A 20,314-nucleotide genomic window follows, 5' to 3' on the forward strand; every position below is an offset into this window, starting at 1 on the left:
TAATTTCTTCTTTCTGACTCGGTGACTTCTATTGCATTACTCGTCAATCTGCCAAGCATCTTTGGTATATTCTTCATCAAGAACTTTCTTAGGACGAACCAAAACAATCATTTTTCCTAACAAGGGAATTGCTGGTGCAGTTTCAAACCATTGAAAGTCAATACTATCGCCGTTTTCAAACACAAAGTAATTGGAAATATCCCATTCTCTTTGAGCGCGATCTATAACGATCATAATTGGTTCAACTTTGTTTTGATGGGGGTTGGGGAAAATATCGCTTTTACCAATGACAACTACAGGATCTTCAGCATTTAGTAGCACTTTCCAGCCGGGTAAGGCTACCCAAGCTTGTTCTCCGGCAAATTTAACAATGCGAAAGGGTTGAATTTCCGTAATAAATGGTACGGCTTTTAATTCCTGTGGAGTTAATGGCAATTCACCTACTACTGGTAAAATCCGGGGTAAGTCTTCATCAATTTCTAGCCGATAAAATGGCAAAATAGGCGGAGCTAGTTTGGGAGCAACGCTAAAATCCATTAACAGTTGTTCTAGTTGTTTTCTAGCTGTTTCGGAGTGAACAAAGCGTAAACCTTTGGCAATTAAGCGCGATCGCTCTGATAAATCAGATTTTTGTCTAGCGTATTTCCAGGATTGATAAGCGATCGCATCTCCTGGATGTTTACTGAAACCTTCTGGTAAACTAGGAAACCAAGAATAGTCTTTCACTGCTTTGGCTATATCCCTGACTAAATCTGCATCAAGCTTGTATTGATAGGTTAAGTCGGCAGTGGTAGCACGGTCTTCTTGAGTTAGTCCACGTAACTCATATAACACATCACTACTTTTGTACTGGTAATATGCTAATGTTTCTGGTGATGAGCCGCATTTTTCCAGAGAATTGTAAACCTGAGAGCCAACAATCACCTGATTTTGTTGAATCTGTTCAAATCCTGTGGCTTCAAAGATGTCTTGGGGATTGTAACCGTTTTTTTGCAGGTAAGCGATCGCTTGTCCCCATTCCACCCAAGTCCCCTGTTTTTGTCTCAGCTTAACTAATAATTCTGTGGCTGTCTGTGCTGTATCCTGTGCAGGATTTTGAAGATTGGGCTGTGTTTCGGTCATAATTAAAAAGTGCGTCTTTAAAGTTAATACTGTCTGATGAGTGCGAAGAAATATAAAGTTGGGAAACTATATTCTTCTATTATGTGTGTTTTAATTATGAAAATAGTCAGAAAAAATAAGTGAGATATATAAACCAAGTTCGCTGTCAACGCCTAACCCCTGAAAGTGCCAAAAAACTTAATGTTCCCTACTCCCTCAACAAATGAGTAACGAAGTCCGCGCTATATTTAATCGTATTGCTCCTGTTTATGACCAACTTAACGATCAATTAAGCTGGGGACAACACCGCCTTTGGAAAGAAATGACAGTCAAATGGAGCGCAGCTAAACCTGGTGATACTGGCTTAGATTTGTGCTGCGGTAGTGGTGATTTAAGTTTTCGGTTAGCACGTCATGTAGGGGTAACAGGCCAAGTTTACGGAGTTGATTTTTCTGCCAACTTACTGAATACTGCTCAAGAGCGCTGCAAAAATTACTATCCCCTACCTCCTATTAATTGGGTAGAAGCAGATGTATTAAATTTACCTTTTGATGATAATTATTTTGATGCAGCCACTATGGGTTATGGATTAAGAAATGTTAAAGATATTCCTAGTAGCCTCCAAGAAATATATCGTGTTCTCAAACCAGGAGCTAAAGCCGCAATTTTAGACTTTCATCGTCCCCACAATCAACAGTTCCGCGCAGTGCAACAATGGTATTTAGATAATCTTGTAGTTCCCATGGCGACTAATCTCGGCTTAAAAGACGAATATGCCTATATTAGCCCCAGTTTAGACCGCTTTCCTACTGGGAAAGAGCAAATAGAATTAGCGCATCAAGTTGGTTTTCTGGATGTCACACACTATCCCATTGCTAACGGTATGATGGGAGTATTAGTAGTAATTAGGTAATTGGTAATTGCCCATTATCTATTACCCACTACCCATTACCTAATCCAAAAGCCTGTGGATTTGTCTCGAATTTTATTGTATATCTCACCCCCAATCCTGGGTGGATTAATTGGCTATTATACCAACGACATAGCCATAAAGATGTTATTTCGTCCCTATAAAGCAGTTTATGTTTTGGGGAAAAAAGTCCCGTTTACGCCAGGTTTAATTCCTAGTAATCAGGAACGGTTAGGACAAAATATTGCTAATGCGATTATGAAATCGCTACTGACTCCAGAGGAAATGCAAAATCTGGCGCGAAGACTCCTGCAACCTGAACGACTACAAGGCGGAATTTTCTGGTTATTACGTCTGGTAGTTGATCAAGTTAAAGGTGATAAAAACCCTCGTAGCACTAAGATTTTGGCGGGAGTTTTACGTGATTTATTGGGTGAATCTTTACCACGTCTTTTGAAGGTTTTAGCGCGACAGGAAACATTTTTAGAGACGCAAATTAACCAAATATTTGATAAGGTATTATTAGAGTTTCAACTTAGTGAAGAACAATCTGTCCGGTTAGCTGATTGGTTATTAGAGATAGTTTTACCTCCCGATAGATTACGACAAGTTATTATTGATTTTTTAACAGATCGGACAATTCAAACCATTGATGAGAGTTTTCGAGAAAAAACCAGTGGTACTTATTGGGTAGTGGCAAATCTGTTTGGGTTGAAGAATACTTTGACTCGGTTACGGACATTTTGTTTAGATGAAAAGGAAGCAACTAATAAAAGATTGCAAGAATTAATTAAAGATTTAAAAATGCGCGATCGCATTAAGGAATTATTACAGAATTTATCTTTGCAAAATCTTCCTGTTGGTACAGTCCGTCAACTGCGAAAAACGATTAGAGATAGTGTGCGTGAATATCTCCAAAATAGTGGTAGTGACTTGCTCAAAGAATTAACAGAATCGGCTGATTGGGAAAGAATTTCTGTTGTCTTGTTAAATCGGTTAAGTAGTTCAGCCGTTGTCAACACTTCTTTAGAAGTTGTGGCACGGGATTTAGCATTAATTTTAGAAAAGTATCTAGAAAAAGATTTAGAAATTATTGTGGCTCAAGCAATTCCTATTTTATCTATAGATCAAGTAATTGTGGAACGAGTAAAAGCCACCTCACCTGCTGAACTGGAAGATGCTATTGAGGGAATTGTCAGAAATGAATTACAAGCAATTGTGACTTTAGGTGGTGTTTTAGGTTTTTTTGTCGGTTTGTTGCAAGTAGGATTTCTATTTTTGAGTCAATCTATGTAATTGAGAATTGGGACTTCCTACTAACAACTGACAACTGTACGGGCGAAGCATTTGGAGAACTATTTTTGGCAATGACCAATAATTTATCTTCCAAATGCTTCGCCCCTACTAACAACTGACAACTGTACGGGCGAAGCATTTGGAGAACTATTTTTGGCAATGACCGATAACAAATTTTAAAATCTCAAAGACTACAAAAAACCGCCTTGGTAATTTTTCCAGGCGGCTCTATAATTTATGGCAATTACTAATTAATAGTATGAGCCTGTTTTCCGGTGGTTAATAGCAGTCATAGCATCAGGCTTGAGTAATTTACCGTTGTCTACGGTTGCGTATATTACCCAATGATCACCGCATTCTAGCCGCTGCTGCACTAAACATTCTAGATATGCACAAGCCTCTGTTAAGATGGTACAGCCATTATCCGCTTCGGCTTTGGGGAAGTTAGCAAATCTATCTTCTCCAGGTTGGAAACTCTTGCGAAAATGCTTCATGTATTCCAGATGAACACCTTCAGGGAGGATATTCAGGACAAATTTACCACCAGGATATAATAGAGATTCAACGGCTCGATCTTTAGCGATCGCTACCGTAATTCCCGGCGGGTTAAAAGTAGCTTGAGATACCCAAGCACCCATCATCCCTGTAGAAAATTCTCCCTGCTTGGCTGCAATGACACAGACAGAACCAATAATCCGGCCTACAGCTTGTTCTGTGGGGGTTGCAGCTTGTTGGGGAACACGAACTTTCTTGGCTTTTCGCAAACTTTGAGCAAAGTCTGTACCGACTTCTTCGCAATATTTGAGAGTAACTTCATCAGGTTTAAACTTGACTTTTAGGGTATCAAAACCAAAACGATAACCAGCGTCTCGGAGTTTGCATTCTACCAAGTCTAAAGCTTCACCACTCCAACCGTAAGAACCAAAGACTCCCGCAGGTTTGGTATTATCACCTGTAGAGAGGACAATCCCTAAAGCGGTATGAATAGGAGTAGGTGCGTGTCCACCTATGGTGGGAGTCCCAATGATAAAACCATCTGCTTGTTCCAATGCAGTGCGGATTTCCTCAGGAGAAGCAAATTCGCAGTTCACAGATTTAACTGCAACGCCACCTTTGGTTAATCCTAAAGCCATTGCTTGTGCTAAGGTGGCAGTGTTACCATAGGCAGAGGCATAGAGAAGTGCTACAGATATTTCTCTATCTTTTTGAGCGCGACTCCACTCACTGTATGATTTTGTTAATTCGATTAAACTGGTGCGTACCAAGGGTCCATGACCGACAGCATACATTCTGACTTGGAAATCGGAAATTTTCTCCAAAGTTGACTCAACATGAGTTGCATGAGGAGCCATGAGGCAATTAAAGTAATAACGTTGGTCTTCTTTGAAAGTTTCCCAATGATCATCAAATACTTCTTCACCGCAGATATGTGCGCCAAATAGCTTATCTGTAAAGAGAATTTGGGTTTGTTGGTCATAAGTACAAAGTGCTTCTGGCCAACGAGGACTAGGAGTAGGTAAGAATTTCAAAACATGACCTTTACCTAAATCTAGGGTTTCTTTCCCCCGCATGACTAAAACTTTGATATCTTGGTCGGTGAAAGCAGCACGTAAATTATTCGCAGCGGGAAGAGAACAAACAAAGGTAATTTGTGGTGCAAATTGTAAAATTGCTTTTAAAGTTGGAATCCGGTTGGGGTTAAAATGTCCCAAAATCACATAATCCAACTTTTGCACATTGATTGTTTTCTGTAATGCTTCCAAATAAATTTCTGTAAAGCCTTCTGCTGGAGGATCTGTGATAGCAGTTTTATCGGATTCTATTAAATAGCTATTAGAAGTAGTTCCCCGTTCTAGAGCATACTCAATTTCAAATCTTAACCGCGATTTACTCCGCGCTCTCATCACCTTTGTGTTAGTAGCAATCGGTAGGATTTGTACGTCTCTTGGTCTGGAATCGCTCATGGATGCTTGTTGGGTCGAAAAAACTTGAGAAACCCAATTTTTAGCGGATTCAACAACGTTAGAGAATGAATCTGGAAGTGTCATAATAATTATGAAAGATGGTTAGTTAATAATTAGGGAATAGGTAATGGGTAATAGGTAATGGGTAATAGGTAATAGGGAACAGGGAACAGGGAACAGGGAACAGGTAGAGAAGGGAGTAATTACCAATCACCAATCACCAATCACCAATCACCAATCACCAATTACCAATTACCAATTACCAATTAATAGTAGTTACCTACTTTGCGATGACGGACTGCGGTAATTCCATCGGGTTTGGAAACTTTTCCATCTTCAACTGTGCAGTATAAAATCCAGTGATCACTACATTCCATACTATTAACAACTTCACATTCCATGTATGCGAGTGCGTCGGTAAGAATGGGTGAACCGTTTTTAGCAGTTTGGGTTTTTACTTCTGCAAATCTATCAGCGCCGGGATTTAAACGTTTGAGAAAATGCTTTTTCAGGTCTTGATAATTGCCTTCTTCAAGAACGTTAAGAACAAAGCGATCGCCTACTTGTAATAAATTATCTAAAGCGCGATCTTTAGCTACAGCAATGGTAAAACCCAAAGGCTGTAAACTGGCTTGTGTTACCCAAGATGCGATCATTGCGCCGCTAATATCGCCTTTTTTGGCAGTGACAATATACAAACCATTACTAATTCTTCCCAACGCTTTTTCCATGTTCACGTCGAGAGATTTGATTTGTTTAATATTGCGTTCCCGCACTAACAATTGTCCTAAACCATTTCCGGCTTCTGCAAATTGTTTATAGGTAGCATCAGTGGGGGTTTCCTTAATGCGAATAGCTGGGAAAGCTTCCTTAATACCTAAATCAATAAATTTGCGTCTGAGAGTATCAATGGGTTCATCATCTCCACCATAGGACTCGAATAAACCCACAACTTGTTTGTTTTTAGCAACTGCTAATAATGAACTAATTGCGGCTTGCGCTTTGATTGCACTGGTAGAAGGCATACCTACAATTAAACCAGATGCTCTCCCAGCTAATTCTTGAATTTCTTGACTTTCTGCGGTGTTTAAATCCAATACTTCGACACCAACACCAGCCTTTTGTAAACCATCACCAATTGCGTGTCCTATGCGATCGCTATGTCCATAACCAGAGACATAAAACAAACCTACAGTAGTTTCTGTTTTCGCTTGTTTTTGACTCCAATTGTAATAATATTCTCTAAGAATATCCAGGTTATGATGTAGTAATGGTCCGTGTCCATTGGCGATAATTTTAATTTCCCCAAGTTCACCCATTCTCTTCATTGCATTTAGCAAAGAACGAGCATTAGGACCCATTAAACAATCGTAATAAAAGCGAAAATCAGCTTCAATTGCTTCTAAATTTTCGTCGAAAGTGCGATCATCACAGTAGTGCATTCCGAAGGCATCACAAGTGTAGAGAACCTGGGTTTTGCGATCAAAGCTAAAAATAGTATCTGGCCAGTGTAAATTTGGCGCGCTGACAAATTCCATTTCATGATCTTTGCCAATTTTTATGCGATCGCCACTTTTGACAATTCGCTTAGAAAAAGGCTCATGTACCAAACCTTCTAAAAATTGCAAAGCTACTTTAGAAGCTAAAACAGTGGCTCTGGGAGCTAACTGTAAAATATCTTCTACCAAACCACTATGATCAGGTTCAGTATGGCTAACAATTATATAATCAATAGTTTTAGGATTAACTAAACCCTTGAGAGTCTGTAAATAAAGATCACGAAACTTCTGGTGAGAAGTATCAATTAAAACGGTTTGTTCACCTCTAATCAAATATGAATTATAGGTTGTACCATTTTGTAAACCAAATTCAATATCAAAACGATCCCGATCCCAGTCAAGAGAACGAATCGCAGTGGTATTAGGGGCAATTTCTACAGTTTGTATAGTTAATCGGTTCTGAATGTTCTCTGAGATGGCTACCATTATTTCACAAGAGCAAATAAACAATCATTTCTTCTGCCCCCATTCTCGCTATTATCTTTTTTTAAAGCTGTAATGAAAAGTATATTTCGGAAAATTAAAGTTGTAAGCATAGATACAGTTTTTAGGCATATTTCCTAACTCATAAAATACACCGAACAATTAAAAATTAAGAATTAAAAAAGCTTAGGACTTAGACTTTTGATTCACCTTGGATTATAGCTTTATTTCTTTTAGGATGTTCTAGAAAGAGCAATAGACAAAAGTTATACCCATCACCCATTACCAATTACCAATTAGCAAATCAGTCCACTTTAACGGTAAACTCATATATTGCAGATCCCCGACTTCTTTGAGAAGTCGGGGGTCTAAATCTAAAATGTTTACCCTCATAACTGGAGAATTAAGACTTTGGGTATAGAATTACGCAGCTTCGTATTTCTAGACAATCTGCAACCTCAACACGCCGCATACATGGGAACAGTAGCCCAGGGTTTCTTACCATTACCGGGGGATACATCCCTATGGATTGAAATTTCCCCTGGTATCGAAATCAACAAGATTACGGACGTAGCCCTAAAATCCGCTTCTGTTCGTCCTGGAGTGCAAGTAGTAGAACGTTTATATGGACTTTTAGAAGTGCATTCTGGTTCTCAAGGGGAAACGCGAGCCGCTGGAGAGGCGATTTTGGCGTTTCTGGGCGTGAAAAAAGAGGAATGTCTCAAACCTCGTGTAGTTTCTAGTCAGATTATCCGTAATATTGACGCTTATCAAACCCAACTAATTAACCGTACCCGTCGGGGACAACTGCTACTAGCAGGACAAACTCTCTATGTGTTGGAAGTTGAACCAGCAGCTTATGCTGCACTAGCGGCTAATGAAGCAGAAAAAGCCGCGCAAATTAATATTCTGGAAGTTCAAGCTGTTGGTAGTTTTGGCAGACTTTATTTAGGTGGCTCAGAACAGGATATTTTAGCAGGAGCAGCGGGCGCTTTATCAGCAATTGAAAATTCACCTGGAAGAGAAAATCCTCAAGGTAAGCGGAACGAGTAAAGGAGCAAAAAATGGCAAATCAACAACATCTTAATTTATTACGATCAGGTGCAGTTACTTGGATAGAATGGAGAAATAAAAATTCCCAAATTGAAATTGATCTTAGCTCTGCAAATCTATTAGGAGAAAACCTCCGAGGGGCAAATCTCCAAGGAGTAAATTTGAATAAAGTCAATTTAGCTCACGCTTTATTAGTGCGAACTAATTTTAGTTATGCTAATCTCAGTAATGCTATTTTTTATCAAGCCAAATTAATTGCAGCTAATTTGAGTAAAGCTAACTTGAGTATTGCTAATTTAAGTGGAGCAATCTTAACTCATGCTGATTTAAGTTATGGAAATTTTATTGGTGCTGATTTGAGTGGCGCAAATCTAGAAAATGCTATGATTAATGATGCAAATTTAATTGGTACAGATTTGCAAAATGCTAATTTAAAAAATGCCGATTTATCCGCATCTCAACTTATTCGCAGTAATCTAAGTTTTGCAACTTTAATTGCAGCTAATTTAATTACCGCTAATTTGAGTGAAGCGAATTTATATGAAGCAGAATTAATGACTGCTCAACTTTATCAAGCCAATTTACATAAAGCGAATTTAAGTAAAGCTCATTTAGGAAACGCATTTTTATCTAAAGCTAATTTGACAGAAGCAAATTTAACGGAAGCTGATTTAAGTTTTGCAAATTTAAAAGGTGCAAATTTAGCCGGGGCAAATTTACAAGGTGCGAATCTTAGGGGGGCAAATCTTCAGGGAGCAAATTTGAAAGGGACGATTTTAGAAAAGATTAATTAGGGAAAATAAACCAATGCACATTCAAAAAGTCATTATCAAAAACTTCCGCTGCTTCGAGCATTTGGAAGTTAATTTAGATCCCGATATCAATATTTTTGTTGGCAATAATGGATCAGGAAAGAGTGCATTATTGGATGCTATTGCTGCGGCAATGTACCCGTATGTGGCTGAAATTCAAAAAATTGTAAATAAAGAACAAGAAGTATCTCCAGTTTTACAACGAGATTTACCCGTAAAGCAAAATAGCAGTGAACAAAGGAATCATCCAGAATTTACTTTATCAACTACGAGTTTACCAGAGTGGACAATTATTTACAAAGATCCGCCAATTGAGAATGATGTAGATGATAAAAAAAGGAGAAAATCGTCAATGTTACTTGTCTCACACACCTCAAGAGCTTTACAAGAAGGGACTAAAAAGCTTTATTCTGAATTACTATATAACTGTGATACTTTACGGTATGACAAAACATCTGAATTTTCTGTCATAGCTTACTATCAAAGTAATCGTAACTTAACTAATATTGCTGATATTGAAAATATTTCTAATCAGTCTTTTGATAGATTTGATACTTTGAAGAAAGCCTTTAATGCAACAGCTAACTTCACAGATTTAGTTAACTGGTTTTTTGTGCGGGAGTACGAAGAATTAAGAGAGGGAAGAAATCGCAAAGATATTAATTTTGAACTTTCTGTTTTGAAGCAAGTGCGAAATGCTATTTCTACAATTATTGCTCCCAATGCTCGCGTTTATTTTTCAGGTGCAACATCTGCAAAATTAATGGTTGAGTGGACAATGGAAACAGGAGAAAAAAGAGAACTTTTATTAAGTCAATTAAGTGCAGGTTATCGCAATATGTTAGCGTTGGTGATGGATTTTGCGCGGCGTTTAGCACAAGCAAATCCATACATGGAAAACCCCTTAGCAGCAGAAGCTATTTTGATGATTGATGAGTTAGATTTGCATTTACATCCAACTTGGCAACAAAAAATTATTCCTGATTTAAAAAAGGTATTTCCCAACACTCAAATTATCGCCACTACTCACAGTCCCGAAGTTGTGACAACAGTTAAACAAAATCAGGTGAAGATATTAGAAGATTATCAAATAAAGGAATGTCCATCACCTACCAGGGGGATGAAAAGTTCAGATATTGTCAGATATGTTTTAGGGTTAAGTGATTTAAGACCAGATACGGAAGAATCAAGAACACTGACACAGCTTTTTGAAGCAATTGATAATGGTCAATTAGAAGAAGCAAAACGCCTTAGAAAAGAATTACAAGATTGGGAATCTTATGATCCAGATATGACTAGGGTAGATATGCAAATCCGCAAATTGGAACGGAGGAATGCGGTGTGAAAAAAGTGCTGAAATCCCCAGAACCAGAGGAACTTAAAAACTATAAAAAGCGATATTCTTCTCAGTTTAAACGATATACGGATTTAAAAAAAAATAGAGCGTTTGAGAAAGTTCGTGATACTTTAGCATCTGATCAAAAAGGACTGTGTGCTTATTGCGAAATGTCTCTTCATGAAAACAATCGCTCTGTTGAACATTTTATTCCTTGTAACCAATCAACAAAAGAAAATAATTATGATCTAGATTGGCAAAATATGCTGGCTATCTGTCTTCCTCCCGGTGGAATGAAAGATGATGATTTGAAAAATCCACAATTACTGAAAGATTTACCATGTTGTGGCAAAAAAAAGGGTGGTTTTATTCCTGATATTAGGTTATTAAATCCTCTCAATTTACCAACATTACGTCTATTTAAATTCAGTAGTAAAGATGGTGAAATTAGACCTGATGAAATCGCTTGTTTAACGTCTGGTATTCCTATAGAAAATGTTCAATTTACTATTGATACCCTGGAACTTAATGTTCAAAGATTGAAAGATCAACGATTAGCTGTAATTGACGAAATAGAAAAAGAACTTGATGATGAGACAATTGATATAAATGATTTAGAAGAGAAAGTTGCAGCAGAATATTTTGGTAACGGTACAGGTAATTGGCCTCGGTTTTTTACAACTATTCGCTGGGTTTTAGGTGCAGGTGCGGAACGACATCTTATGAATATTTATTATTCAGGTTAACAATAAATAAGATCCCCGACTTCTTTAAGAAGTCGGGGATCTGACTGACTTGAGCAACATTTGATTAAACAAAATAAAATCTGCCCTTTCATCTATCTAGAGAAATAGATTTTAGTTTGTAATTAATCTAAAATTAACCTATTTATAAAAAGGCTCTTTTTTTTTGAACAAAGCTGCAATTTTTGGAAAAAGTCTGGTAGATTATCGGTATTGAGTTTTGCATTCTCACTCTGATCTAAGAGAATTTTATCAACTCAATTTCCTGTTATTAATTTAGTTGGTGCATATTATGGATATCTTATTTGTTCACGGTGAAGAAAGTAAAAACATCATCGGATGTTATGGAAATATTGAAGGAATTGCGGCTGTGGTTGTCACAGTATTTCCAGACAATAGTAAATATGAAATTATTGATTCTGTGTTCCGTCGTCGTCTGGGATTGAAGCCAACTGCTGATGATTTGCTAGAATTGGCTAACACCCATAAAGTTAAATATATTATCAGCAATAAACTCATGGAAAATGTTTACCATGGGGGAACATTAGAAAAAAATTATGAGTTTCCTGTCGAGATTCAATGGGAAACCAATGAAATTAATATTGAGAAATTGCTATTTTTAACTGAATGTTATCTCAATGAAGGGAGGTTAAATTTAGCTGCTGATGTCGAAAACGTCATAGAAAAAGAATTACGGTCTTTCGATCTGCAAAAATGCCAGGATTATGGTCAAGCCAGCCACAGGCTATTTGCATTCTTTCATGCTATCTCTGCTGCGCGTTCATCAACTCCCTCCTGGGCAAAATCTTAAGATAACTTAAAGGTTGATTACACAAAATAATCAATCTTTAAAAAAGCTTATAATTTCTTTCTCCACACTTTTTCAGAGTCTCGCTATATTAGCAAGTAATAGGAAAAGTTGAAAAGGAGTTGACAAAAGATGGAAACCAAGCCCATGAACCCATCTCTAGGACTCGCGGACATTCCCCCCGGTTATCTTAACATTATGGGTTATGTTGACCAATCAGAAGTTAATGGCCCTGGTTGTCGGGCTGTGGTCTGGGTACAAGGCTGTAACCGTGAGTGTTCTGGTTGCTTTAATCCCGACTCCTGGGCATTTGAGATTAATGATTTAGTGGCTATTGATACCCTAGCTGAAAGTATTCTCAAAAATCCCCAGAATACAGGTGTAACTTTTTCCGGTGGTGAGCCATTTTGGCAAGCACCTGCATTAACAATTCTAGCGAAAAAGTTAAAAGCAGCGGGTTTAAATGTCATGTCTTTTACTGGTTTCACTCTTCAACAATTACAATCTAATTCTGCCCCTCCAGGTGCAAAAGAATTGTTAGCAGAATTAGATATTTTAATTGATGGTCCCTTTGTCAAATCTCTAGCAGTTAATTCTCCTGATTCTCCCGTTTCTTCTAGTAATCAAAATGTAAATATCTTTAACCCAGAATTTGCAGATAAAATTACTTGGGCTAGTGATCAAATTGAAGTTCACATTCTCAAAGATGGAAATCGTATTGTCACAGGTTATCAAGGTTTATTGGAATTAAGTTAATTTTAGAGAGGCTGGAAAATCAAGATACATTTTTCAGCCTCTCAAATTACTGCATTAATATTAACCTCAAAGGTTCTAACTGCACATACCAAGGAAAAGGTTGATCTTGAATATTTACCCATTTTTCTTTATAAATTTCCCCTTGTAGATGATAATCATGGGGATGATTACCAACAGAATGCAATTTAAGAAATACTGTCATTCTGTGAGGTGTTTCACTGGTACGAACTAAATAACAAGGAAATGTATTTACCTGTTGAGGATCTTTTGTAAAAATCAAATGGTGAGCGCGAATACCAACATGAGATAATTTTGCAGGAATTTTTTCTCTCACTTCCAGAGTACAACCCCAATCAATTGCTTCTATTTTTTGAGGTGATAAAATATTAGCACGGGAAAAGTTTTTACAACCAGTAAGTTGAGCCACATTTACACTGGCAGGATGTTGAAATATCTCATATTTAGAACCATGATGAGCTTGTTTTCCCTGTTCTAATACTAACAAATTGGGACATAGGCGATAAGCCTCTTCCATATTATGAGTCACAAACAAAGTTACTCCAGAATAATCATCCAGAATTTCTGCAACTTGTTGTTCTAATTGACTGCGTAAATGTGTATCCAGGGCAGAAAATGGTTCATCTAAAAGCAATGCTTCTGGTTTGCTGGCTAAAGCCCTAGCTAATGCTACCCGTTGTTGTTGTCCCCCGGAAAGTTGGTGCGGATAGCGATCGCCAAATCCTTGTAATTGCATAGCTATTAATTGCTTTTCTACCTCTTCTTTAGCATTTAGATATTTCGGTAAACCAAAAGTGATATTTTGCGCCACAGTCATGTGTGGAAATAAGGCATAGTTTTGGAATAAAAAACCAATCTGTCGTTGATGAATAGGAATATTAATGTTCTTTTCTGAGTCAAATAATACTCTACCATTTAAAATTATTCGTCCTTTATTCGGTGTTTCTATCCCCGCTAGACAACGCAAAATCATACTTTTTCCTGCCCCGGAACTTCCCAATAATCCTAATGGTTGATTGTCAGTATTAAAGGCAACTTGTAGATAAAAGTTGTCTAGTCTTTTTTCAATATCTAAAACTAAACTAGATGTATAGGAATCAATTAATAAAGAATCAGATTTACTTGCTAATTTTATTTGCTTTATTGGTACTTTTGTGAGTTTGCGTTTATCTGGAAATTCTTGCCATAAATTAGCTATAATAATTCCTGAAAGAGAAACAATCATAATTACAATTGACCAAAACCAAGCTTCATTCATTGCCCCCGCTTCCACAGCAAAATATATTGCCATTGGCATTGTTTGAGTTTGTCCAGGGATATTACCTGCTAACATCAAAGTTGCCCCAAATTCACCCAAAGCCCGCGCAAATGCTAAGGTAGTGGCAGCTAAAATCCCAGGAAATGCTAGGGGTAAACTAATCCGCCAAAAAATTGTGAATTCTTTCGCACCCAACGTTCTCGCTACTCGTAGCAGATTGGCATCAATTTGGCTAAAAGCTCCCAGTGCAGTTTTATACATCAATGGGAAGGAAACTATTGTAGCAGCGATCGCTGCACCATACCAAGTAAACACAATTGTGGTATCAAACGGTTCTAGCAGTTTACCAACCGGACCATTTTTACCAAAAAATAGCAGCAGTAAAAATCCCACCACAGTAGGTGGTAGAATCAACGGTGCAACAAATATCCCCTCAATTAAAGATTTGGCTTTACCGCGATATCCCAACATCCAATAAGCGGCAGATATGCCCAAAAAGAAAGTAATAAACGTTGCTAGTAAAGCTGTTTTGAGAGATATCCAAAGCGGTGATAAATCCTGTGGCATAGTTAGTGCGTGTAATACTCTTAAAGGTATTGTAAAACAAATTGCCGTTGGTTCTGTGAATACAGAAGTAACACCGAGAAGTAGGTTCTGGTAGTCGTTTACAAGGATGGTTTAATTAGTTAATAAATTTTAATTTTTATTTAAAACCCATCATTAAATCGTGAGTAAGATCCCCGACTTCTTTATTTAATCCTCTGAATAAATGATGATTTCTTGCCAGAAGTCGGGAATCTGAAATTTCACCCATGATTAAGGCAAAATAAACCCATATTTTTTAAATACAGTCTTAGCTTGATTGCTAGATAAAAATTGAGAGAATTCTTTAGCAGCATCAACATTTTTGCTACGTTTAACAACTGCTAATGGATAAATAATGGGAGAGTGGTATTTTTCATCTGCCGTAACTACAACTTTGACCTTATCAGAGATTTTGGCATCAGTTATATAAACTAAACCTGCATCAGCATTGCCACTTTCTACAGATGCTAAAACTTGACGCACGTTATTAGCAAAAACCAGTTTTGATTTAATTTCTGACCAAATTTTCAACTTTTCTAATACTTGTTGTGCGTATTGTCCTGCGGGTACACTTCTCGGTTCACCAATAGCGATTTTTTTAACTTTCGCATCTTTGAGACTGTAGAAACTGGTGATACCAACAACATTTTTAGGTACTACCAAAACTAACCGATTTTTAGCAATTATATTCCGAGTCCCTGGAACTAAAAGTCCTTTTTGTTCTAAAGCATCTACTTGTTTTTTAGCCGCAGATATAAAAATATCCGCCGGCGCACCTTGTTCGATTTGTTGCTGTAATGCACCGGAACTACCAAAGTTATAATTAATGTTGACGTTTGGTTTACTTTGTTGGTAAAGAGGTTTAATTTCTTCCAGTGCCTCTTTTAAACTAGCAGCGGCGGATATGAGTAAGTTGTTATTAGATTGTGCTGATACAGGAGAAGAAGTCAGGATTGGTAAGCCCATAACCAGTAGTAAAGTAGCTAATGCTGTCGCTATTAAAACTAGTAGCTTTCTTCTTTTGATTGGCAAACTGGACTGAGAGAAATTTTTATTCATGAAATTGACACTCAGTATACTTTTACCAAGATTACCATAATATTTACCAGTTATATTGGTAAATATTTCCTAAAAAAATCAATTTGTGAAGGATACTTACCAATTTGACTAAACACTAGGAAAATTTATGAGTCCGTTTTAACGGACTTGAGCTATGAGACAGGGAATTTATTCCCTGGTGGGTCTTAAATTGACACCAATGAGCAGTGCTAAACCCCTTGTATCGTCATCAGGAGAGAGGAAATCATTTAAGTATGAAATACGACTGTAATCAAGGGTAGAAACGCCAATAAAAAAATATGCCAAGATTGTAATTGCGTTTCTGGTACTGGTTCAGATGGTGTTAATAAAGCCTCTATTCTTTGTTCCAAGCGATCGCCTGCACCCAAAGCAGCACAACAAATATCTGATGTAATTAGATTATTCCTCACGACTAACAGCAAGGATTCTGCTAATACTAAAGGATCTACTTGAGATGCAGCATAACTATCAGCCCGTAATTCTCGTAAAATTAACAATTCTTGCCATAAAGACTCTGTATTCGGCAACCAGGCGGTACAAGAACGCACCCAGCCCAGCCAAAAGAACCAAAACGTATCCCTATATTGATAATGCCCTTGTTCGTGGGCTAAAACACTTTCCAGATGGGCTGGAGAGAGAATTTGTAGTAGTCCTTGACTAACAACTAATTCAGGTTGCCAAAAACCCATTTGTCCAGCAAATAAAGCTTCTGTTTGTAGAAGTCGGGCTGATTTACCATCTAGAGTAATTTGGGGACATTCACGGGCAGATTTAATGGCTTTCCAGCCCTGAAAAGCGAGGTTGATACCTACGGTATTCAAAAATCCTAGAAAAATTAATGCGAGGAGATAGCTAAAAGAGTCGGTATACATTCCGCCCATTTTTCCCTGTGTACCCATACAGACTATAGAAGTGACTGTCATGAATATGAGTAAGGGGGGAAAAAGGAATAAAAACAGGGTTTTTTGCCATCGTAAATGCCAATTTCTTGGCTGGATACTGCCAGAGGATCGTAACCAGCAAGCAATGGTTACAGCGGTGACAATCATGAGTAGGTGCATAAATTTTTCTCCCAGTTGCTTGGTGAGTGAAGCATAATTCTATTTTTCTCCTCTGGCTTCCCGTGCGGCTTGGATGCGTTTAGCGATCGCTTCGATTTGGTCACTAGCAGCTTGATCTAAACTATCAGCAAATGCCGCAATTACATCAGGATTTCCTACTGCTAAAAATCGCTGTAATTGATCATGGGCTTTAATAATATCTGCTTGTTGCTTAGTGAGCAATGGCCGCCAATAAAAGGCTTTGCTGTGCTTATCACAAGCTAACCAACCTTTTTCCGTGAGACGACGCAAAACGGTGGTAACAGAAGTATAAGCCAATTCGCGGTTAGGATCAGCCAAAATCCGATCATGTACATCTTTGACTGTTACTGAACTCAATTCCCAAATAATACTGAGGATTTCTGCTTCTAGGGGACCCAGGGACATTTGTTTGGGACGATAATCGGGTAATGGAGCCATGTTGATAATTTTGGATATTATTTCTATTTCTATTTTAACATTTTTAAAAGTTCAAAGTGATACTTCTGCAATATTTTCCAAACTAGGAAACTGTTGATTAATATCTATATTCACTTGTTTGATTTTTTGACGTTGACACCTCACTGCATATTGGCAAGATTCACAGATTTTCTGAGATTCCTTAATTTGCGGTAAGGATATATTATATTCATAATCTTTTATCCATTTTGTAAGATTGTTTAATAGTTGATGTAATTCCTCTGCTGTTTTTTGATGTTCTTTTTCATTATATAAAAATTTGATTTTTTTAGTTTGCCCTTTTGATTGCACAAACCAGTAAGTCATCGAAATATTTTCTAATAAATAGTTGCTAGTTTCTGCCATGACATACATATACAGTCTTGTTTGCCAATTTTGAGCTAATGTTTCTGATTTTGGTGGTTGGGGATAGGTTTTCCAGTCGAGAATTTGGGCTTGATTTTGATCAGCAATTAATAAATCATAAATAACTGTGAGGAGGTAATCTTCAATTTGCAAGGTTCGATAATGTTCACTTTCTCGAAAAGTTTGATTATCAATATTAGTTATAAATATTTCTGGAGCAATTTTACTAAAATCAGTCATCCAATTTTGCAATTGAGGATCTGCTTGTAGTAAGTTATTAATAGGTAAACCCATTTCTCGCTGCTGCATAAGTAAGTGAAACCGACTCCCTAAAATTTGATATTCTTCGTGTTTAGGATCTAGAGGAGTATTCAGTTGTTCTAAATAGCTATGCTGGAATTTGCGCGGACAAGCTGCGAGTAAATTGAGATGTCCTTGGGAAAGTCGGAGTATTTGGGTAGAAGTTGGTAGCATAATTTTATTTTATTGATCTAAATCCAAAAACAAAGATTCTATATCTCTATACCCACTAACCACTCGAATAATGACAATACTATTTTCTAATAACTGATAAAAAATTATATAACCATCAATGGGAATACCTCTTAATGGAGAATCTATATGGCTATAACTACGCCCAATTTTAGGAAATTTTACTATATTCAAACACTTGTTATTAAAATCCTTAACAAACTTTTCCCCTGCATCAATATTGCGCTGAAGAAAATAATCTAAAATATTTTCTATGTCCTGACTTGCCTCTACAGATAGAATATATTCCATTATTTTTTATTCTCACGAGCAATCCTAATTTTTTCCTGTAATCTAGCCATAACAACATCACTACTAACTACCTCTCCTCGTTCAATTTGGGTAAGTCCTACAGCGACTTTCTTGCGTGTTTCTTGTTCCCATTCCTGATACCCTTTTTCCCACTCCGATAATACTTTAAGTGCTTTAATTATCACATCATCTGCATTGGTATAATGACCTGTGGCAATATATGCCCGTATCAGTTCCTCAGTTTCTGGTTGAAGTTGAATTTTCATGATTTATAATCTTCCTCTCAATTACCAATTACTTAGTAAAAAATAAAAGGTAAAAGGGTGAAGTGTGCATTCCTCGTTCATCCTCTTACCTTTTTCATATACCTGATGCTTATTTCATATTAGCTCGTGCATCCTTCACTGCGGCAATAAAAAAGAATACGGTGAGAGGAATGCTCAAAGCTAGGATAATGGCAGTGGTTTGGAAACCAAAATTTGGTTCTCCATAACTCAATTCAAACACCGAACCAACAGCCGCAATCGCTGTAAAACAAGCACCACCTAAAAATAAACCGCTTTTTGGAGTTAAATACACTACTAGACCACCCTATGCTACTGGTTTCACTGCTTGATACGAGAAGCCATTCTTCGATAACTCCTCGGTTAAAGTCAAGGAATTTTCTACACGATCTACAAATACCACGCCATTAAGGTGATCAAGTTCGTGGAGAATACAGCGACCCAGTAAATCATCGGCTGTTAAAGTTTGGGGGCGGCCATACTCGTCTTTATAGGCGATTGTTACCACTTCTGGACGTTTTACATCTAGATAGACGTTGGGAATACTTAAACACCCTTCCTGAGCCACAGAGAGCTTACTGCTAACCTGTTTAATCGTGGGGTTAATTAATACTAATGGCGGATGATCTGGGTTATCTGGTTCGCAGTCAATGACGATCAGCTGTTTATTGATACCAACTTGAGGTGCAGCCAAACCAATGCCATCTGAGCTATACATAGTTTGCAGCATTTCGCGCACTATTTGGCGGAGTTCGTCATCTATTTTGGTAACACGCTTTGCAGGTTGTCGCAACACGCGATCGCCTAAGTAGTGCATTTGCAAAGGTGGATTTTTTAACTTTTTCTTCTCGACAGCAATATCAGAGGGCATGGTTCTTGATGGCTTTATAGTGAATAATCTTACTAATCTAATTCTATCGTTAGTAGTCTAGTTCTCAGTTGATATAGTCCAATGACGGTGCATTAAATTATTATGTTCAAAGAAGAAGCTAGGTGGTTGGCAAATATTATCTATTCTCTCAGCCCAAACACTGTATTCCCTATACTCAATATTGGTAGTTCAAACCAAAAATTTAGAGAACATGAACAACCTTGGATTGATGAACTATTATTCAAACCAGCTAGAACAAAAGGCTACTCAGTAATTCATGCGGACATGAAAAACGATACAGGTGTTGATCTAGTGGGGGATTTATGCGACCTTGATTTTTTACAGAAACTTTCAGAAATGAATATTCAATCTGTATTGTGTTCTAATCTATTGGAACATATAACGAACAGAGAAGAAATATGTCAAATAATTAGCTCTATTATCCCTAAATCTGGCTATATTTTCGTTACAGTTCCTTATAAATATCCCTACCACCGCGATCCTATAGATACCATGTTCCGACCTGATATCCAGGAATTGAGTAGCCTATTTCCCGATTTCAAAATTGTCAATGGAGAAATTCTCGCAGGAGGTTATTTAGTGCAATCAACTACCATTACACCTGTATTATATACACTTGCAATGGTCATTCGACTTATGTTACCCATTTACCAACCTCTGAGGTGGTTCGATTCTCTAAAATACGCATTATGGTTGTTCAAAGATATTTCTGTTAGCTGTGTTGTGTTGGAAAAAGTTAATTAGGAAAC

22 protein-coding genes are annotated in these 20,314 nt (G+C 37.4%); 9 read left to right on the top strand and 13 right to left on the bottom strand.

The annotated features are described in order from the left end of the window. Nucleotides 1–36 precede the first annotated feature (36 nt). Entirely contained in the window at nucleotides 37–1,122 is a 1,086-nt protein-coding gene (locus AN490_RS20460; RefSeq protein ID WP_300006670.1) for a RuBisCO accumulation factor 1, read from the bottom strand. Between the two features lie 202 nt (nucleotides 1,123–1,324). Between AN490_RS20460 and ubiE the strand changes: the two genes are divergently transcribed. Continuing rightward, the gene (gene ubiE, locus AN490_RS20465; protein WP_148760165.1) at nucleotides 1,325–2,014 is read left to right on the top strand and encodes a bifunctional demethylmenaquinone methyltransferase/2-methoxy-6-polyprenyl-1,4-benzoquinol methylase UbiE; all 690 of its coding nucleotides are present in this window, start codon (nucleotides 1,325–1,327) and stop codon (nucleotides 2,012–2,014) included. 54 nt (nucleotides 2,015–2,068) lie between these two features. Further along, nucleotides 2,069–3,307, top strand: a complete 1,239-nt coding sequence (locus tag AN490_RS20470; RefSeq protein ID WP_300006709.1) for a DUF445 family protein — start codon at nucleotides 2,069–2,071, stop codon at nucleotides 3,305–3,307. On the opposite strand, the gene AN490_RS20475 is transcribed toward AN490_RS20470, so the two are convergent. The 3 genes from AN490_RS20475 to AN490_RS20485 form a co-directional block, all read right to left on the bottom strand. Further along, nucleotides 3,300–3,446, bottom strand: a complete 147-nt coding sequence (locus tag AN490_RS20475; protein ID WP_300006671.1) for a hypothetical protein — start codon at nucleotides 3,444–3,446, stop codon at nucleotides 3,300–3,302. The genes AN490_RS20470 and AN490_RS20475 overlap by 8 nt on opposite strands. 112 nt (nucleotides 3,447–3,558) lie before the next feature. Further along, on the bottom strand, nucleotides 3,559–5,271 hold the full coding sequence (locus AN490_RS20480; protein WP_300006710.1) for a diflavin flavoprotein: 1,713 nt from the start codon (nucleotides 5,269–5,271) through the stop codon (nucleotides 3,559–3,561). A 266-nt stretch (nucleotides 5,272–5,537) separates the two neighbouring features. After that, a complete protein-coding gene (locus AN490_RS20485) occupies nucleotides 5,538–7,256 on the bottom strand; it encodes a diflavin flavoprotein (RefSeq protein WP_300006672.1) in 1,719 nt (572 codons plus the stop codon). A gap of 408 nt (nucleotides 7,257–7,664) precedes the next feature. On the opposite strand from AN490_RS20485, the gene AN490_RS20490 reads away from it, so the two are divergent. The 6 genes from AN490_RS20490 (at nucleotide 7,665) to AN490_RS20515 (ending at nucleotide 12,761) form a co-directional block, all read left to right on the top strand. Next, nucleotides 7,665–8,306: a hypothetical protein gene (locus AN490_RS20490; protein WP_300006673.1), complete on the top strand. Its 642-nt coding sequence runs from the start codon at nucleotides 7,665–7,667 to the stop codon at nucleotides 8,304–8,306. A gap of 11 nt (nucleotides 8,307–8,317) precedes the next feature. Beyond that, nucleotides 8,318–9,100 (top strand): pentapeptide repeat-containing protein, encoded by a 783-nt coding sequence (locus tag AN490_RS20495; RefSeq protein WP_300006674.1) that lies wholly within the window; start codon nucleotides 8,318–8,320, stop codon nucleotides 9,098–9,100. Between the two features lie 13 nt (nucleotides 9,101–9,113). Next, entirely contained in the window at nucleotides 9,114–10,463 is a 1,350-nt protein-coding gene (locus AN490_RS20500; RefSeq protein ID WP_300006675.1) for an AAA family ATPase, read from the top strand. Then, nucleotides 10,460–11,200, top strand: coding sequence for a retron system putative HNH endonuclease (locus AN490_RS20505; RefSeq protein WP_300006676.1), 741 nt, complete (start codon nucleotides 10,460–10,462; stop codon nucleotides 11,198–11,200). Before AN490_RS20500 ends, AN490_RS20505 begins: the two co-directional genes overlap by 4 nt. 289 nt (nucleotides 11,201–11,489) lie before the next feature. Continuing rightward, nucleotides 11,490–12,008, top strand: a complete 519-nt coding sequence (locus AN490_RS20510; protein WP_300006677.1) for a hypothetical protein — start codon at nucleotides 11,490–11,492, stop codon at nucleotides 12,006–12,008. Nucleotides 12,009–12,137: 129 nt separating this feature from the next. After that, the gene (locus AN490_RS20515) at nucleotides 12,138–12,761 is read left to right on the top strand and encodes a 4Fe-4S single cluster domain-containing protein (protein ID WP_015080167.1); all 624 of its coding nucleotides are present in this window, start codon (nucleotides 12,138–12,140) and stop codon (nucleotides 12,759–12,761) included. A gap of 46 nt (nucleotides 12,762–12,807) precedes the next feature. Here the strand turns inward: AN490_RS20515 and modB are convergent, their stop codons facing one another. The 9 genes from modB to def form a co-directional block, all read right to left on the bottom strand. After that, a complete protein-coding gene (gene modB, locus AN490_RS20520) occupies nucleotides 12,808–14,604 on the bottom strand; it encodes a molybdate ABC transporter permease subunit (protein WP_300006678.1) in 1,797 nt (598 codons plus the stop codon). Nucleotides 14,605–14,853: 249 nt separating this feature from the next. Then, a complete protein-coding gene (gene modA, locus AN490_RS20525) occupies nucleotides 14,854–15,648 on the bottom strand; it encodes a molybdate ABC transporter substrate-binding protein (protein ID WP_148766727.1) in 795 nt (264 codons plus the stop codon). 281 nt (nucleotides 15,649–15,929) lie between these two features. Further along, nucleotides 15,930–16,763 carry a M56 family metallopeptidase gene (locus AN490_RS20530; RefSeq protein ID WP_300006679.1) on the bottom strand — a complete coding sequence of 278 codons (834 nt, stop codon included), beginning with the start codon at nucleotides 16,761–16,763 and terminating at the stop codon, nucleotides 15,930–15,932. Nucleotides 16,764–16,802: 39 nt separating this feature from the next. After that, nucleotides 16,803–17,222 carry a BlaI/MecI/CopY family transcriptional regulator gene (locus AN490_RS20535; protein ID WP_015080163.1) on the bottom strand — a complete coding sequence of 140 codons (420 nt, stop codon included), beginning with the start codon at nucleotides 17,220–17,222 and terminating at the stop codon, nucleotides 16,803–16,805. A gap of 51 nt (nucleotides 17,223–17,273) precedes the next feature. Then, a complete protein-coding gene (locus AN490_RS20540; protein ID WP_300006680.1) occupies nucleotides 17,274–18,080 on the bottom strand; it encodes a PD-(D/E)XK nuclease family protein in 807 nt (268 codons plus the stop codon). A 9-nt stretch (nucleotides 18,081–18,089) separates the two neighbouring features. Then, nucleotides 18,090–18,389 (bottom strand): type II toxin-antitoxin system RelE/ParE family toxin, encoded by a 300-nt coding sequence (locus tag AN490_RS20545; protein WP_148759951.1) that lies wholly within the window; start codon nucleotides 18,387–18,389, stop codon nucleotides 18,090–18,092. Then, nucleotides 18,389–18,655: a type II toxin-antitoxin system ParD family antitoxin gene (locus tag AN490_RS20550; RefSeq protein ID WP_148759954.1), complete on the bottom strand. Its 267-nt coding sequence runs from the start codon at nucleotides 18,653–18,655 to the stop codon at nucleotides 18,389–18,391. The genes AN490_RS20545 and AN490_RS20550 overlap by 1 nt, the downstream gene beginning before the upstream one ends. Nucleotides 18,656–18,764: 109 nt before the next feature. After that, nucleotides 18,765–18,968 (bottom strand): hypothetical protein, encoded by a 204-nt coding sequence (locus AN490_RS20555; RefSeq protein WP_015080159.1) that lies wholly within the window; start codon nucleotides 18,966–18,968, stop codon nucleotides 18,765–18,767. 12 nt (nucleotides 18,969–18,980) lie between these two features. After that, the gene (def, locus tag AN490_RS20560; RefSeq protein ID WP_148759956.1) at nucleotides 18,981–19,544 is read right to left on the bottom strand and encodes a peptide deformylase; all 564 of its coding nucleotides are present in this window, start codon (nucleotides 19,542–19,544) and stop codon (nucleotides 18,981–18,983) included. Between the two features lie 102 nt (nucleotides 19,545–19,646). Between def and AN490_RS20565 the strand changes: the two genes are divergently transcribed. After that, on the top strand, nucleotides 19,647–20,309 hold the full coding sequence (locus tag AN490_RS20565; RefSeq protein ID WP_148759958.1) for a methyltransferase type 11: 663 nt from the start codon (nucleotides 19,647–19,649) through the stop codon (nucleotides 20,307–20,309). The last annotated feature ends 5 nt before the right edge of the window (nucleotides 20,310–20,314 follow it).

The sequence above is a fragment of the Anabaena sp. AL09 genome (assembly GCF_001672255.1).
GTDB lineage: Bacteria > Cyanobacteriota > Cyanobacteriia > Cyanobacteriales > Nostocaceae > Dolichospermum > Dolichospermum lemmermannii.

What these genes read in the sequence shown, in the direction of transcription:
- AN490_RS20500 (WP_300006675.1), top strand. Translation starts at nt 9,114, where the DNA reads ATGCACATTCAAAAAGTCATTATCAAAAACTTCCGCTGCTTCGAGCAT.
- AN490_RS20515 (WP_015080167.1), top strand. Translation starts at nt 12,138, where the DNA reads ATGGAAACCAAGCCCATGAACCCATCTCTAGGACTCGCGGACATTCCC.
- AN490_RS20550 (WP_148759954.1), bottom strand. Translation starts at nt 18,655, where the DNA reads ATGAAAATTCAACTTCAACCAGAAACTGAGGAACTGATACGGGCATAT.
- modB (WP_300006678.1), bottom strand. Translation starts at nt 14,604, where the DNA reads ATGCCACAGGATTTATCACCGCTTTGGATATCTCTCAAAACAGCTTTA.
- AN490_RS20510 (WP_300006677.1), top strand. Translation starts at nt 11,490, where the DNA reads ATGGATATCTTATTTGTTCACGGTGAAGAAAGTAAAAACATCATCGGA.
- def (WP_148759956.1), bottom strand. Translation starts at nt 19,544, where the DNA reads ATGCCCTCTGATATTGCTGTCGAGAAGAAAAAGTTAAAAAATCCACCT.
- AN490_RS20475 (WP_300006671.1), bottom strand. Translation starts at nt 3,446, where the DNA reads ATGCTTCGCCCGTACAGTTGTCAGTTGTTAGTAGGGGCGAAGCATTTG.
- AN490_RS20545 (WP_148759951.1), bottom strand. Translation starts at nt 18,389, where the DNA reads ATGGAATATATTCTATCTGTAGAGGCAAGTCAGGACATAGAAAATATT.
- AN490_RS20565 (WP_148759958.1), top strand. Translation starts at nt 19,647, where the DNA reads ATGTTCAAAGAAGAAGCTAGGTGGTTGGCAAATATTATCTATTCTCTC.
- ubiE (WP_148760165.1), top strand. Translation starts at nt 1,325, where the DNA reads ATGAGTAACGAAGTCCGCGCTATATTTAATCGTATTGCTCCTGTTTAT.
- AN490_RS20540 (WP_300006680.1), bottom strand. Translation starts at nt 18,080, where the DNA reads ATGCTACCAACTTCTACCCAAATACTCCGACTTTCCCAAGGACATCTC.
- AN490_RS20485 (WP_300006672.1), bottom strand. Translation starts at nt 7,256, where the DNA reads ATGGTAGCCATCTCAGAGAACATTCAGAACCGATTAACTATACAAACT.
- AN490_RS20480 (WP_300006710.1), bottom strand. Translation starts at nt 5,271, where the DNA reads ATGAGCGATTCCAGACCAAGAGACGTACAAATCCTACCGATTGCTACT.
- AN490_RS20530 (WP_300006679.1), bottom strand. Translation starts at nt 16,763, where the DNA reads ATGCACCTACTCATGATTGTCACCGCTGTAACCATTGCTTGCTGGTTA.
- AN490_RS20495 (WP_300006674.1), top strand. Translation starts at nt 8,318, where the DNA reads ATGGCAAATCAACAACATCTTAATTTATTACGATCAGGTGCAGTTACT.
- AN490_RS20460 (WP_300006670.1), bottom strand. Translation starts at nt 1,122, where the DNA reads ATGACCGAAACACAGCCCAATCTTCAAAATCCTGCACAGGATACAGCA.
- AN490_RS20535 (WP_015080163.1), bottom strand. Translation starts at nt 17,222, where the DNA reads ATGGCTCCATTACCCGATTATCGTCCCAAACAAATGTCCCTGGGTCCC.